Origin of the sequence: Lichenibacterium ramalinae (assembly GCF_004137085.1) — a bacterium.
GTDB classification, from domain to species: domain Bacteria; phylum Pseudomonadota; class Alphaproteobacteria; order Rhizobiales; family Beijerinckiaceae; genus Lichenihabitans; species Lichenihabitans ramalinae.
On record NZ_QYBC01000001.1, the window covers coordinates 204,589 to 219,032 of the forward strand.

Below are 14,444 nucleotides of genomic sequence, written 5' to 3' on the forward strand. Positions count from 1 at the left end.
GCCAACGCTGCACGCCACCCTGATCCTCACCCCCGCGCGCCCGCCGCCATCACCTCCTGGAGATCGAGGCTGCGCTCGATGGCCCGCAGCACGTCGTCGTGGATCCGCCCGGCCCGGTGCAGCCTGAGCAGCTCCGCGCGGCCGGCGCCGGCGGCGGCGAGCATGACGTCGAAATGCTCGCGCCGCTCCCCGGCCGCCTCGTCCTGGCGGTCGGCGTAGCGGGCGATGACGTCGGCCCGGTAGGCGTATTGTTCAAGGAGGCGCGGGTGGCGGAGGCTGCCGTCCGGCTCCCGCGCCAGCGCCTCGACGGCCTTGAGCTGCGCCGCGCTCATCTGCGCCATCGCCTGGGCCTGCGTGAGGTGGCGGGCATCGCGCTCGTCGCCGGCCTCGAGCCCCAGCCGGCGGATCACCCATCCCACCGTGGTGCCCTGCACCAGCACGGTGACGAGGATCACGGCGAAGGCCGAGGCCAGGATGACGTCGCGGCCCGGCATGGCGTCGGGCAGCGACAGCGCGATGGCCAGGGTGACGACGCCGCGCATGCCGGCCCAGCCCATCACGCCGCAGCCGGCGGCCGAGAAGGGCACGCGCGGGCCCTTGACGCGCGACAGCGCGCTGATCGCCACCTCGTTGGCGAAGATCCAGGCGAAGCGCGCGACCGTGACGGCGGCCACCACGGCGAGGATGGGGCCGCCGAGCGTGCCGAGGGCGGCGCCGAACCCGCCGAGACGATCGACCACGCCGCGCAGCGACAGGCCGATCAGCACGAACACGAAGGCTTCGAGCAGGAAGACGAGCACCTGGTAGAAGGCCGTGCCCTTGATGCGGATCTCCGCCGAGAACACCTCGTGCTGGTACCAGCCGAAGATCAGCCCGGCCGTCACGGTGGCGATGACGCCCGACACGCCCAGGGCGTCGCCGGCCACGTAGGCGGCCCAGGGCAGCAGCAGCGTCGCCGCGATGGCGAGCGAAGCGTCGCCGAGCCGGCGCAACAGCCTGACCCAGGTGAAGCCGAACGCGGCCCCCACCGCCACGCCGCCGACCGCCAGGACCGCGAAGGTGCCGGCGGCTTCGCCGGCGTCGAAGGTGCCGGTGAGGGCCGCCGCGACGGCGAAGCGGAACAGCACGAGGCCGGCGGCGTCGTTGAGCAGGCTCTCGCCTTCCAGCAGAACCGAGACCCGCCGCGGCAGCTTCACGCCGTCGAGCACCGCCTTGGCCGCCACGGCATCGGGCGGCGACACGATGGCGCCGAGGGCGAAGCAGGCGGCCCAGGGCAGGCCCGGCACCGCCCAATGCGCGGCGACGCCCACCACCGCCGTGGTGAAGGCCACGGCGCCGACCGCCAGCGACAGGATCCCGCCGATGTGGCGGCGGAAGTCGGACAGCACCGTCAGGTAGGCGCCGTCCATCAGCAGGGGCGGCAGGAACAGCACCAGCACGAGGTCCGGGTCGAGCGCGACGGCCGGCACGCCCGGCACGAAGGCCAACCCCATGCCGCCCGCCACCAGCGCGGCCGCCGGCGGCAGGCGCAGCCGCCGTGCCAGCAGCTCCAGCCCCAGCACGACGACGAGGAGCAGCAGCAGGAACTCGAACCGGGCGACGGGCGACATGGGCATCTCCGGGGGGCGCCGGGCCAGAATGCCGCGCTGCAGCATCGCCGTCGAGACCCCGGATCGGCGCGCCCGCGCCGCGCCGCTCCCTTGACGCCGAACCCTCCGGCATGTTCCCTCTCGCCCCATGGCACTTTCCACCATCGAGCGCGAACGGCAGTGGAACCTGCCGAACCTCCTGACCTACGGCCGCATGGTGGCGGTTCCGGCCGTGGCCGGATGCCTCTTCGCTCCCGACGACTTCCGCATGCGCTGGCTGGCGCTGGCCATCTTCACCGTGGCGGGCATCACGGATTTCTTCGACGGCTACCTCGCCCGCGCCTGGAACCAGCAGTCCTCCCTCGGCCGCATGCTGGACCCCATCGCCGACAAGCTGCTGGTGGCGGCCTCGCTGCTCATGTTGGTGGCGGACGGCTCGGTGACGAGCTGGTCGATCTGGGCCGCCATCGTGATCCTGTGCCGCGAGATCCTGGTGTCGGGCCTGCGCGAGTTCCTGGCCGAGCTGCGCGTGTCCGTGCCGGTCACCAAGGTCGCCAAATGGAAGACCACGGCGCAGCTCGCCGCCGTCGGCTTCCTCATCGCGGGGCCGGCCGGCGAGCGCGTGCTGCCCGGCACGCTGAACATCGGCCTCGTGCTGCTGTGGATCGCCGCGGTCCTGACGCTCTACACGGGTTGGGACTACATGAAGGCCGGCTTCAGGCCGATGGCGGAGTGACGACGTGAAAGCCCTGTATTTCGCCTGGGTGCGGGAACGCATCGGGGTGGCCGAGGAGGAGATCGAACCACCGGCCGCCGTCGCCACGCTCGGCGAGCTCATGGGCTGGCTGGCGGGGCGGGGCGAGAACTACGCCCATGCCTTCGAGAACCCGGCCGTGATCCGCACCGCCGTCGACCGGCTCCACGCCAAGCACGACGCCCCCTTCGCGGGCGCCCGCGAGGTGGCGTTCTTCCCGCCGATGACGGGGGGCTGAGGCGGTGGCCTCCGTCTCGGTCCAGTCCCGCGACTACGACACCGCGGCCGAGATCGCGGCGCTGACGGCCGGGCGGACGGACGTCGGCGCGGTGGTGACCTTCTCGGGCCTGTGCCGCGACGACGGCGGCACGCTGGAGGCGCTCGAGATCGAGCATTACCCCGGCATGGCGGAGGGCGAGATCGCCCGGGTCTGCGCCGAGGCCGAGGCGCGCTGGCCGCTCCAGGGCTGCCGCGTCATCCACCGGCACGGCGCCATCCCGCCGGGCGCCAACATCGTGCTGGTGGTCACGGCCTCGGCCCATCGCGCCGCGGCCTTCGCGGCCGCCGATTTCCTCATGGACTACCTCAAGAGCGAAGCGCCGTTCTGGAAGCGCAACCGCCGCCGTGACGCTGCGGCGGGCCAGCCCGAATGGGTGGCGCCCAAGGCCGACGACGCGGACGCGCTCGATCGCTGGCGCTGACGGCGGCGGCGAGGCCGCATTATACTGCAACGCAACAGCCGCCGGCGCTTCTATGCTGCATTGCGTTTCCGTCTCGAATCGACTGGACTGGGCGAACCGCACCCTGCAAGAGACGTTGATCCGAGAGCGCGGAGACGGCGCCGCGGCGGGGAGGATTCGACATGGCACGCATCGCACTGGTCACCGGAGGCACGCGCGGCATCGGCGCCGCCATCAGCCGTGCCTTGACCGAGGCCGGCGTCACGGTCGCGGCCAGCTATGCCGGCAACGACGAGGCGGCGAGCCGCTTCAAGGGCGAGACCGGCATCCCGGTGTTCAAGTGGGACGTCGGCAGCTTCGAGGCTTCGGCCGAGGGCGTGAAGCGCGTCGAGGACGAGGTCGGCCCGATCGACATCCTGGTGAACAACGCCGGCATCACGCGCGACGGCTTCTTCCACAAGATGACGCAGGAGCAGTGGCGGGCGGTGCTCACCACCAACCTCGATTCCCTGTTCAACGTGACCCGTCCCGTGATCGACGGCATGCGGGCCCGCAACTGGGGCCGCATCGTCGTCATCTCCTCCATCAACGGCCAGAAGGGGCAGATGGGGCAGGTGAACTATTCGGCCGCGAAGGCGGGCGACATCGGCTTCGTCAAGGCGCTGGCGCAGGAAAGCGCCAACAAGGGCATCACCGTCAACGCCATCTGCCCGGGCTATATCGGCACCGAGATGGTCCAGGCCATCGCTCCCGAGGTTCTCAAGACCAAGATCCTGCCGCAGATCCCGGTGGGGCGCCTCGGCCTGCCCGAGGAGGTCGGCAAGGCCGTGTCCTACCTCGCCAGCGAGGACGCGTCCTTCGTCACCGGCTCGGTGCTGTCGATCAACGGCGGCCAGCACATGTGACGGTCGCGCCGCCGCGCCCGCTCCGGAGCGGGCGCGACTATTTCGGCGGCGTCCACTGCGCGGCCGCGACGAAGCCGTCGACGAAGCGCGCCGTGTCGATCTCCTGCACGATCGTGACGGCCCGCACCCCCATGTCCTTGGGGGCTAGGGCCTCGGGCCACACATGGGCGCGGCCGTAATCGGCGCCGCCCGAAACGTCGACGTCCATGAAGGCCTCGACCGACTTCGTCACCAGGGTCGGGTCGAGCGCGATGGCGGCCGCCATCTCGTCCCAGAGCGGCAGAGGGTTGAAGTATTTGGCCAGATAGGCGGTGAGCGGCGTCTTGGCGCCGGCGATGCGGTCCATCAGCGGATGGGTCATCATCACGGAATTCGACACGTCGCCGACCGCGGTGATCTTGGGCCAGGGCGCCGTCAGGGCGATATGGGCGGCCTCGGGGTCGAAGATCAAGTTGAAGTCCGAGGCGAAATCGGCATTGCCCGTCACCGACATCATCGCGGTGTCGAGCAGGCCGCCCATGAAGACGAGCTGCTTCGCGTCGGCCGCGAAGCTCGGGTCCATGCGGATCGCCAGGGCGATGTCGGTCAGCGGCCCGGCCGCGATCACCGTCACCTGGTGGGGATGGGCGTGCACCTGCTTGATGAGGAAGCTCGCCGCCAACCCCTGGGCGGGCGGGGTCGTCGGCAGGCCCTCGTCGAGGTGGGGTAGCGCCGGCTGCTGGGCCGGCACCTTGTCGATCGGCCCGAGCCCGCCCCAGGCGCCCTTCCACGGGATCTTGCCGTAGCGCTGCTCCCACAGCCTCATCTCGGGAACCGAGCGCATCAGCGGATAGGTGGCGCCGTTCACCACCGGCACGTCGGGGCGCCCCGCGACCTCGAGGAAGCGGAGCAGGCGCGCCGCCTCCTCGTTCTCCCAGCCGTCGCCCGTCACCACCGTGAAGCCCAGCACGGCCACCTTGGGGTCGGCCAGCAGCGGCAGGATCGCCTGCATGTCGGTCCCGCCCGGCCCGGCGAAGTCGTTGTCCATCACCACGAAGACCTTCGGCGGCTCGGCCGGCGGCTGCTGGGCGCGGGCGGTCCCGGCGAAGCCGAGCAGCGCAGCCAGGAAGATGGCCTTGCCGGCGCGGGCGGTGGGGCGGCGGGTCGTCCACGGCATGGTCGGCAGGCTCCGGTCTCGCGCTCGAACACCATCGCGTTCTGACGGCTCGCGGCCGCCGATGCAACCCGTCACGCGGGGGCGCGCCGCACCAGCCGTTCGACGACGAAGCCCATCACGGCCCCGGCCGCGGCGCCGCAGGCCTTGACGTCGAAGTCGATCACCCGCCCGTGACGGCCGCCGACCAGGTTCTGGCCAACCTCGAGCGCGGCCGCCACCACCACCAGGGCCCAGAACCAGCGCAGGCGGTGGCCGGGGTAGCCGATCATCAGCAGCGCGCCGACGACGAGGAAGGCCCCGAAGCGCTCGACCTGCGGGCCGAAGGGCGTCAGCGGCCGGTCCGCGATGGGCGACAGCGTGACGAAGGCCACATAGGCCAGCGTCAGCCAGAACAGGACGCGGGCGGCGCTCCGGAGCGGCGGCGGCGGCGCAGCGGCGGGCAGCGGCAGGCTCAATGCTTGAAATGCCGGATGCCGGTCAGCACCATGGCGATGCCGGCCTTGTCGGCCGCCTCCACGACTTCGGCGTCGCGCAGCGAGCCGCCGGGCTGGATCACGGCCGTGATGCCGGCCGCGACCGCCGCCTCGAGCCCGTCCGCGAAGGGGAAGAAGGCGTCGGACGCCATGGCGGCGCCGCGCGCGAGGCTCTGCGCCTCGCCGGCCGCCTTGGCCGCCTCTTCGGCCTTCCACACGGCGGTGCGGACCGAGTCGACGCGGCTCATCTGGCCGGCGCCGATGCCGACCGTGGCGCCGCCCCGGGCGAAGACGATGGCGTTGGACTTGACGTGCTTGACGACGCGGAAGCCGAGCCGCAGGTCCTCCATCTCCTCCGCCGTGGGGGCGCGGCGCGTCACCACCTTGAGGTCGAGGTCGTCGACCGTGGCGTTGTCGCGGTCCTGCACCAGGAAGCCGCCGGACACGCTGCGCCACAGCAGGCCGGGGACGCGCCGGTCCGGCAGCCCGCCGGTGAGCAGCAGGCGCAGGTTCTTCTTGGCGGCGAGGATCGCCTGCGCCTCCTCGTCGGCGTCGGGCGCGATGATGGCTTCCGTGAAGATCTTGGCGAGTTCGGTCGCCAAGCCCGCGTCGACCCGCCGGTTCACCGCCACGACGCCGCCGAAGGCCGAGACCGGGTCGCAGCGCAGGGCGCGCCGGTAGGCCTCGGCGGGCGTGTCCCCGGTGCCGACGCCGCAGGGGTTGGCGTGCTTGATGATGGCGACGGCCGCCGGGCCGGCGGGGTCGAATTCGGCGACGAGGTCGAAGGCCGCGTCCGCGTCCCCGATGTTGTTGAACGACAGGGCCTTGCCCTGCACCAGCCGGGCCGAGCCGACGCCGGGGCGGGGATCCAGCGTGCGGTAGAAGGCGGCGCGCTGGTGGGGGTTCTCGCCGTAGCGCAGGGCCTCCTGCAGGGTGCCGCCGAGCGCCCGATAGGTCGGCGTGTCTTCCAGCGCGGTGGCGGCGAGGTGGTTGGCGATGGTGGCGTCGTAGGCGGCCGTGCGGGCATAGGCCTTCTGGGCCAGGCCGCGCCTCAGCCGCAGGCCGGTGGCGCCGTCCTTGGCCTCCATCTCGGCCCGCACCACGGCATAGTCGGCGACATCCACCACGACGGCGACGTCGTCGTGGTTCTTGGCGGCGCCGCGGATCATGGCGGGGCCGCCGATGTCGATGTTCTCGATGCAGTCCTCGGCGCTGGCGCCGCGCGCCACCGTAGCCTCGAAGGGGTAGAGGTTGACCACCAGCAGGTCGATCGGCGCGATGTTGTGGGCCAGCATGGCGGCCTCGTGGCTGGGGTTCTCGCGGATCGCCAGCAGCCCGCCGTGCACCAGGGGATGCAGCGTCTTCAGCCGCCCGTCCATCATCTCGGGGAAGCCCGTGAGGTCGGCGACCTCGGTGACGGGCAGGCCGGCCGCCGCCAGCGCGTCCCGCGTCCCGCCCGTCGACACCAGGGCGACGCCGCGTCCATGCAGGAAGCGCGCGAAGTCGACGAGCCCCGTCTTGTCCGAAACCGAGAGCAGCGCGCGTTGGATGCGGCGCAGGTCGCTTGCCATGCCGATGTGATCCCCGAAATCCGTCGATCGGGGCGCTTAGCACGCGCGCGCCGCGCTGCGAACCCCGGCGGGGCCGCGCGGCCGGCCGAGGGGAGGAGGAGAAGCGCTCAGCCCTCGCCCTGCCCGGCGTCCCGCGCCGGGGACCACGCCAGGGACCACGCCACCGGGGCGGCGTTGGCGGCGTCGCCGTGCACCACGATCTGTTCGGCCCGGCGCGGCCCGTCCGGGTTGGCGAAGAAAATGCCCTCCTCGATGGCGACCGGCAGCCCGCCGGCCTCGAACAGCCAGTGGGCCCCGTCCGGGCCGGCGATCAGCGCCGCCGTGCCGTGCCGGGCCGCGACGGCGCGCAAGGCCGGGTGGAGGTGGAAGCGGATGGTGAAGCCGGCCTCAACGGGCTTGCGGCCCTCGGCGGGCACGAGCCGGTCCTCGCCGGCGAGGCGCAGCCCGTCGGCCGACAGCCACAGGCGGCGCCCGTGGACGTAGCCGCCCCGGCGCGCATAGCCGTCGTGCGACAGGTCCAGCATCTCGCCCTCGCCCGTCCCGCCGCGCTCCGCCGTCACCACCCTCGGCCCCGTGTAGAGGATGCCGCGCAGCGACCCGCGCTGGGCGAAGCGGCTCGACGAGCGGTCCCCCAGCACCAGCGTCGAATGCGCCGCCGTGGCGCGGGACGCTTCGCGGGCGGCCGGCTGGGCTTCGGGCGCGGCGCCGCAGTTCACGATGAGGCGCTGGGCGCCGTGCGAGAATTCGAAGGCCAGCGTGCCCGCATGGGCCCGGGCGGCGAAGGTCGGCGGCGGCGGGCAGCCGGCATCGACGATGAGGCTGGCGTCCCCGGCATCGAGCCGCTGGTAGCCGGAATAGCGCGCGTTGGTCAGCGCCGCGCCCCGCGCGTCGTCATAGGCCAGCACGGTGGCCAGCACGTCGGGCCGGGTGCTGCCCATGCCGTTGAACAGGGCCAGCGCGCCGTCGCCGTGGCGGAAGCAGCGCACCATGGGCATCATGCGGTCGATGGCGTTGAGCAGCGGCGGCGGCGGCGCAACCTCGCGCGCCGCATAGGCCTGGCGCAGCGGCAGGAGGTCGAGCAGCAGGTCGAGCAGCGCCTGGGGATCGCGGCTCACGTGGCCGCCGTCGGGCAGGATCTGGCGGCCGAGTTCGTCGGCGAGCAGGCGCGACGCCTTGCGTTGCAGGCGCGCCATCCCCTCGGCGCAGAGCGCGACTTCGCAGAGCGCCACCAGCGCGGTCAACCTTGCCGTGCCGCCGAGCCCGCGGTCGACGATGCCGAGCAGCGTGTCGGCCTGGCGGGTGAGGCTACGGGTGAAGGCGCGATAGAAGACGGCGTCGGCACCCTCGAGGATGAGCGGCGACTGGCTGAGCCAGCTGAGCAGCCGCCGCGCCGTGACGTCGGGCCGCGTGCCGGGCCCACCCATGCGGGCCGCGCCCGCGATCCAGTCGCCCACGAGGGCGCGGGCGTTGACGCGGGCCAGCGCCGTTTCGGCCGCCCTGAGGTGGCGAAGCCAGCCGAACCCGGCCAGCGCCGCCGCCCAGGCCTCGGTGGGCGGGTCGACGTCGAACGGCGAAGCGCCGCGCGTGTTCACGGCCTTGCCGTCGAAGACGAAATAGCCCGAGTAGATGTCGGCCGCGACGGTGGGGTCGGCGGTGCGGATGTCCTGCGGGGCGATGAGCAGCCGCTCGGGGACGCGGCTGCGGCGCGTGGCGAGGCCGCGGACCGGCCGGCGCGCCGCGAAGCCGAGGTGCCGCAGCCGCCGTGCCAGGACGAGGGCCGTCAGGCGTGCGCGGTCCGCGACGGTTTCGTCCTTCACGCGCCCCCACCCCAACCGAATCGCGGCCGCCCGGAGCGGGCCGGCCCCGGCCGATGATCGTGCGACAGGGTTAATTGGTCCTTACCACGCCCTTCTTGAGGATGAGGTTGCCGTAAAGCCGGCGTTCCCCGGTCGACACCACGGCGAAGCAGGCCGACACGCGGGCGTAGAAGGCGAACCGCTCGACCTTGTTCAGCGTGAACTCGGCGGTCTCGTGGCGGGCCAGGGCTTCGCGGAACCCGTCGAAGATCGGGGGATCGGCCTCGGGGTCGTCCACCACCGCCATGCACCAGGCCGCCTCGGGCACGAAGTCGTCGAGCGGCATGACGGACAGCACGGCATGCGCCACGGCATCGGCCGGAACGCCGCCGAGGCGGATGACCGGCGGGCCCGACGAGGCGGCGGGGAAGTTGGCGTCGACGATGGCGATCTCGTCGCCGTGGCCCATGGCGCGCAGCGTGGACAGCAGTTCGGGCGTCAGGATCGGGTCGAGTCCCTTCAGCATGGCGTTCTCCTCGCTCTCGATGTCGTCCGGTCCGGCCCCGCGGTGCGGCGCGACCCGGGGCCGCCCAGGAAGGGTGAACGGACCGAACCTGTGCCGGGATGCCGGTTGGAACCGGGGAGGACGTCCTCCTGGGTTTCGGGGGAAACCGGCATCCATCCCGACAGTCTCACGGCTTCCTGGCGACGGCGTCCTTCTGGAGCGCCACGAGGTCGGCGATGCCGGCCCGGGCCAGGGCCAGCATGGACCCGAGCTGCGCCTCCGTGAAGGGGGCGTTCTCGGCCGTGGCCTGCACCTCCACGAGGCCGCCCTGGCCCGTGAGGACGAAATTGGCGTCGGTTTCGGCGCTCGAATCCTCGGCATAGTCGAGGTCGAGCACCGCCTCGCCCTTGACGATGCCGCAGGACACGGCCGCCACGTGGTCGCGGACCGGCATGTGCTTGATCATGGACCGGTGGTGCATCCAGGCGAGGCAGTCGTGCAGCGCCACCCAGGCGCCCGTGATGGCCGCCGTGCGGGTGCCGCCGTCGGCCTGGATCACGTCGCAATCGACCACGACCTGGCGCTCGCCCATGGCCTGCAGGTCCACCACGGCGCGCAGGCTGCGGCCGATGAGGCGCTGAATCTCGTGGGTGCGGCCGGAGGGCCGGCCGGAAGCCGATTCGCGCTTGGTGCGGGTGGCGGTGGCACGGGGCAGCATGGCGTATTCGGCCGTCACCCAACCGCGCCCCTGCCCGCGCAGCCACGGCGGCGGCCGATCCTCGAGCGAGGCCGCGCACAGGACGTGGGTGTTGCCGAACTTCACCAGGCAGGAGCCTTCGGCGTAGCGGGCGACGCCCCGCTCGATCGTGACGGGGCGGAGCGCGGCGGCGTCGCGGTTCGAGGGTCGCATCGGGGAAGACTCCAGGGCGCGTCGCGGCACGGGCCGTTCGCGGACGGGCGCTTCTAAAGGATCGGCGGCCCGGAGGGAACGGCCCGTCGCGGCGGGTCCGGCGAAAACCGCGGCAGGTGTCCGCCCTCATGGCCGGGCGAAGCGGCGCAGCGAGAAGGCGGCGAGGGCGGGATCCCCGCCGTCCTGACCCATCAGCCCTGCCACCAGCTCCGCCGTCAGCGGGGCCAGCGTCAGCCCGAGGTGCTGGTGGCCGAAGGCGTAGAACAGGTTGCCGGCGCCCGGCGCGCGGCCGATGGCGGGGAGGTAGTCGGGGAGCGTCGGGCGCGAGCCGACCCAGCGGGTCAGCGCCCCGCGCAGCGGCAGGCCGAGCGCGCCGGCGTGCCGCTCCAGCGCCCGCCAGCGCCGCGGATCGGGCGCGGCGTCGTGGCGGCCGAACTCCACGAAGCCCGCCACCCTGAGCCCGCCCGAGAAGCGCGTCGCGATGGTCGATCGGTCCTCGAAGACGATCGGCTGGAGATCCGCCGGCCAGCCGTGTTCGGCGGCCTGGATGTGGTAGCCGCGCTCGGCGATGATCGGGGCGCGGAGCCCGGCCGGCCCGAGCAGCGCCCCGGAGGCGACACCCGCCGCCACCAGCAGGCGGCCGGGTGCCAGCCGCTCCCCCGCCTCCGTCACCGCCACGGCGCGGCCGTCCGCGACCTCCAGCGCCCGCAGCCGGCCGGCCTGGCGCCGGCCGCCCGCCGCCGCGAAGGCCCGTTCGAGCGCGTCGAGCACGGCGCCGGGATCCGCCACCTGCCCGGTGCCGTCGAACTTCAGCGCCGCCACGGGCGGCCGCGCCATGACGCTGCCGAGATGGGCGCGCTCCCCGGGGCTCGCTTCGCGCAGCCGCGCCGTGCCGATGGCGGCGGTGCGCCAGGCCGCGAGGCCGCGCGCCGCCGCCGCGGGATCGTGCCACACGACCCAATGGCCGTCCTCGCTCAGCAGATCGGGGCGCGCGAGGTCCCGGACCAGGCGTCGCCAGGCCGGCATGGCGCCGTCGAGCAGCCCACCGAGCGCCGCCGCACCGGCGGCATGGCGCGCCGGCGCCGCGGCCCGCGCCAGCCGCAGCGCGAAGGGCAGCCAGTGCCGGACGGCGCCCGGCGGCAGCGCGATCGGCCCGCCGGCCAGCGTCAGCCGCCCCGGCGCCGAGCGCAGCATCGCGGCCGAGGCCAGCGGCGCCCCCTGTTCGGTCGCGATGTGGCCGGCATTGCCGAAGGAGGCCGCGCCCTCGCGCCGGCCCGGGTCGAGCAGCGTGACCTCCACGCCCCTGCGGCGCAGCGCCAGCGCGCAGCACAGGCCGACGATGCCGCCGCCCACCACCAGGATCTCCGCATCCGCCACTTGACAACCCTCCGCCATCCCGTAATCGTATATAGTATACGATACTGGTTCAAGTGGAGGTCGAGATGGCGACGGGTTGGCATGGCGTTTTTCCGGCGGTGACGACGCAGTTCGCGGCGGACCTGTCCGTCGACCTCCCCGCCACGCAGGGCGTGCAGGATGCTCTCGTGCGCGACGGCGTGAACGGCCTCATCGTGATGGGCACCTGCGGCGAGAACAATTCGCTCGACCCCGAGGAGAAGCGCACCATCCTGGCGGCCGCCGTCGAGGTGGTGGCGGGCCGCGTGCCGGTGGTCACGGGCGTGTCGGAGCTCGATACGCGCCGCGCCGTCGCCTATGCGCGGGATGCCGAGAGGCTCGGTGCCGACGGCCTGATGGTGCTGCCCGCCATGGTCTACGTGCCCAGGCCCGAGGAGCTGGTGGCGCATTTCCGCGCCGTGGCGGAGGCCACGCGCCTGCCCGTCATGCTCTACAACAACCCGCCCGCCTACCGGGTGAACATCGGCGCCGACGTGCTGCGCGCCCTGGCGGACGTGCCCAACATCGTCGCCGTGAAGGAAAGCGCGCCCGACCCGCGCCGCTTCACCGACCTCGCCAACACCTTCGGCGACCGATTCGAGATCTTCGCCGGCCTCGACGACATCGCGCTCGAGGGGCTGATGCTGGGCGCCAAGGGCTGGGTGTCGGGCCTGACCAGCGCCTTCCCGCAGGAATCCGTGCAGCTCGTCGCCGCCGCGGCCCGGGGCGACTGGGACACGGCGCGGCGGATCTACCGCTGGTTCATGCCGCTGCTGCACCTCGATGCCGAGCACGACCTCGTGCAGTCGATCAAGCTGGCCGAGCAGATCATGGGCCGGGGCTCGGAGCGGGTCCGCATGCCGCGGATGCCGCTGTCGGGCGCCCGCCGCGACGAGGTCACCGCCATGGTGGAGACCGCAGCCGCGACCCGGCCGAGCCTGTCCCTGTCGAAGGCGGCCTGAACCCGCCGTGCGCCACACCTTCTTCTGCATCGACGGCCACACGGCGGGCAACCCCGTGCGGCTCGTCGCCGGCGGGGCGCCGCTGCTCGCCGGCGCCTCCATGTCGGAGCGCCGGCAGGACTTCCTCGAGCGCTTCGACTGGATCCGGACGGGCCTGTGCTTCGAGCCGCGCGGCCACGACATGATGTCGGGCGGCTTCCTGTATCCGCCGACGCGGCCCGACGCCGACATCGGCATCCTGTTCATCGAGACCAGCGGCTGCCTGCCCATGTGCGGCCACGGCACGATCGGCATGGTGACGTTCGGGCTCGAACACGGGCTCATCCAGCCCCGTACCCCCGGCCGCCTGCGCGTCGAGGTGCCGGCGGGCACCATCGACATCGCCTACCGGGTCGAGGGAGAGCGGATCGCCGCCGTCACCATCACCAACGTGCCGGCCTATGTGGCGGCGCGCGGCATCGCCATCGACGTGCCGGGCTTCGGCCCGCTCAGCGTCGACGTGGCCTATGGGGGCAACTTCTACGCCATCGTGGAGCCGCAGGGCGCCTATACGGGGCTCGACGACCTCGGCGCGGCGCGGCTGGTGGCGCTCAGCGGCGCGGTGCGCGACCTCGTGGGCGAGCGCTTCGAGCCCGTGCACCCGCAGGACCCGACGATCCGCGGCGTGTCGCACGTGCTCTGGGCCGATGCGCCGCGCGGCGAGGGCGCGGACGGCCGCAACGCCGTCTTCTACGGCGACAAGGCGATCGACCGATCCCCCTGCGGCACCGGCACGTCGGCGCGCCTGGCCCAGCTCGCCGCGACGGGCCGGCTCGCCGTCGGCCAAAGCTTCGTCCACGAGAGCTACATCGGCAGCCGCTTCACCGGGACCGTCCTCGCCGAAGCCGAGGTTGGCGGGCAGGCCGGCATCGTGCCGGCCATCATGGGCTCGGCCGTGGCGACGGGCTTCAACACCATCTGGATCGACCGCGCCGACCCGTTCTGGCCGGGCTTCCAGGTGGTGTAGGGCGGGACGGCTCTGGTATGGCGGGGGCCATGGCCCTCATCGTCAAGACCGCGCTCGCCGACCAGATCATCGATGTCCTGCGCGCCCGCATCGTGGCGGGGGACCTCGCCGCCGACGCGCCGATCCGGCAGGACGCGCTGGCGGCGGAGTTCGGCATCAGCAAGATCCCGTTGCGCGAAGCGCTGGCGCGGCTCGAGCGGGACGGGCTCGTGGTGTCCGAGCGCAACCGCGGCTACGTGGTGCGGCCGCTCACCGCGGCGGAAGCCTACGACGTCTTCGACCTGCGGCTGAAGATCGAGCCCGACGCCGTGGCGGCGGCGGCGACCTGCCTGGGGCCGGCGGACGTAGAGGCCGGCCGGGACGCGCTGGCGGCGCTCGGCGCCGCGGCCGCGGCCCACGACGGGCGCGCCGGCGCCCTCAACCGCGCCTTCCACATGGCCCTGATCCGTCCGGGCGGGCGGCCCGTGACGCAGCAGATGGCGGAGCGGCTCCACACGATCTCGGAACGCTACGTGGTGCGCCACCTCGCCCCGGCGGGCCGCGCCGACCGCGCCCTCGTCGAGCATGCCGCGCTCTTCGAAGCCTGGTCGCGCGGCGACGCCGCGCGGGCCGGGACGCTCAGCTCCGCCCATATCGCGGCGACGCTGGCAGACCTGCGGGCCGAGTTCGAGCGGGCCGGCACCGCACCGTGATGCCGCCCCGTGATGGCGGCCCGGCCGACACGACCGGGCCGGTCCCGACG

At 73.3% G+C, this 14,444-nt stretch carries 15 protein-coding genes; 7 read left to right on the forward strand and 8 right to left on the reverse strand.

All coding sequences use genetic code 11. The features are described from left to right. Positions 1–26: 26 nt before the first annotated feature. Positions 27–1,610, reverse strand: coding sequence for a Na+/H+ antiporter (locus D3272_RS00960; protein WP_129217204.1), 1,584 nt, complete (start codon positions 1,608–1,610; stop codon positions 27–29). A 127-nt stretch (positions 1,611–1,737) separates the two neighbouring features. On the opposite strand from D3272_RS00960, the gene pgsA reads away from it, so the two are divergent. The 4 genes from pgsA to phbB all read left to right on the forward strand — a co-directional run bounded on the left by pgsA (position 1,738) and on the right by phbB (position 3,928). Further along, positions 1,738–2,325, forward strand: a complete 588-nt coding sequence (pgsA, locus tag D3272_RS00965; RefSeq protein ID WP_129217205.1) for a CDP-diacylglycerol--glycerol-3-phosphate 3-phosphatidyltransferase — start codon at positions 1,738–1,740, stop codon at positions 2,323–2,325. A gap of 4 nt (positions 2,326–2,329) precedes the next feature. After that, positions 2,330–2,581, forward strand: a complete 252-nt coding sequence (gene moaD, locus D3272_RS00970; protein WP_129217206.1) for a molybdopterin converting factor subunit 1 — start codon at positions 2,330–2,332, stop codon at positions 2,579–2,581. A gap of 4 nt (positions 2,582–2,585) precedes the next feature. After that, on the forward strand, positions 2,586–3,044 hold the full coding sequence (locus tag D3272_RS00975; RefSeq protein WP_129217207.1) for a molybdenum cofactor biosynthesis protein MoaE: 459 nt from the start codon (positions 2,586–2,588) through the stop codon (positions 3,042–3,044). Between the two features lie 161 nt (positions 3,045–3,205). Further along, a complete protein-coding gene (gene phbB, locus D3272_RS00980; RefSeq protein ID WP_129217208.1) occupies positions 3,206–3,928 on the forward strand; it encodes an acetoacetyl-CoA reductase in 723 nt (240 codons plus the stop codon). 37 nt (positions 3,929–3,965) lie between these two features. Here phbB and D3272_RS00985 read toward each other — a convergent pair whose 3' ends face one another. From D3272_RS00985 to D3272_RS01015, 7 genes are all read right to left on the reverse strand, one after another. Beyond that, positions 3,966–5,084: a nucleoside hydrolase gene (locus D3272_RS00985; RefSeq protein WP_129217209.1), complete on the reverse strand. Its 1,119-nt coding sequence runs from the start codon at positions 5,082–5,084 to the stop codon at positions 3,966–3,968. A 71-nt stretch (positions 5,085–5,155) separates the two neighbouring features. Next, complete coding sequence (locus D3272_RS00990) at positions 5,156–5,539, reverse strand: hypothetical protein (RefSeq protein ID WP_129217210.1); 384 nt, start codon at positions 5,537–5,539, stop codon at positions 5,156–5,158. Then, positions 5,536–7,128 carry a bifunctional phosphoribosylaminoimidazolecarboxamide formyltransferase/IMP cyclohydrolase gene (gene purH / locus D3272_RS00995; protein WP_129217211.1) on the reverse strand — a complete coding sequence of 531 codons (1,593 nt, stop codon included), beginning with the start codon at positions 7,126–7,128 and terminating at the stop codon, positions 5,536–5,538. Before purH ends, D3272_RS00990 begins: the two co-directional genes overlap by 4 nt. Before the next feature lie 107 nt (positions 7,129–7,235). Further along, positions 7,236–8,945, reverse strand: a complete 1,710-nt coding sequence (locus D3272_RS01000) for a heparinase II/III family protein (RefSeq protein ID WP_129217212.1) — start codon at positions 8,943–8,945, stop codon at positions 7,236–7,238. Positions 8,946–9,015: 70 nt separating this feature from the next. Further along, a complete protein-coding gene (locus D3272_RS01005) occupies positions 9,016–9,450 on the reverse strand; it encodes an RbsD/FucU family protein (protein ID WP_129217213.1) in 435 nt (144 codons plus the stop codon). 166 nt (positions 9,451–9,616) lie between these two features. Beyond that, positions 9,617–10,339 (reverse strand): ribonuclease PH, encoded by a 723-nt coding sequence (rph, locus tag D3272_RS01010; protein WP_129217214.1) that lies wholly within the window; start codon positions 10,337–10,339, stop codon positions 9,617–9,619. A gap of 126 nt (positions 10,340–10,465) precedes the next feature. Next, entirely contained in the window at positions 10,466–11,716 is a 1,251-nt protein-coding gene (locus D3272_RS01015) for an NAD(P)/FAD-dependent oxidoreductase (RefSeq protein ID WP_207210093.1), read from the reverse strand. Between the two features lie 65 nt (positions 11,717–11,781). Between D3272_RS01015 and D3272_RS01020 the strand changes: the two genes are divergently transcribed. Genes D3272_RS01020 through D3272_RS01030 form a run of 3 tightly spaced genes read left to right on the forward strand, consistent with a single transcriptional unit; the run spans position 11,782 to position 14,394 of the window. Further along, on the forward strand, positions 11,782–12,696 hold the full coding sequence (locus D3272_RS01020; protein ID WP_129217216.1) for a dihydrodipicolinate synthase family protein: 915 nt from the start codon (positions 11,782–11,784) through the stop codon (positions 12,694–12,696). Positions 12,697–12,703: 7 nt separating this feature from the next. Next, a complete protein-coding gene (locus D3272_RS01025; protein ID WP_129217217.1) occupies positions 12,704–13,702 on the forward strand; it encodes a 4-hydroxyproline epimerase in 999 nt (332 codons plus the stop codon). 17 nt (positions 13,703–13,719) lie between these two features. Then, on the forward strand, positions 13,720–14,394 hold the full coding sequence (locus tag D3272_RS01030) for a GntR family transcriptional regulator (RefSeq protein ID WP_207210094.1): 675 nt from the start codon (positions 13,720–13,722) through the stop codon (positions 14,392–14,394). Positions 14,395–14,444 lie beyond the last annotated feature (50 nt).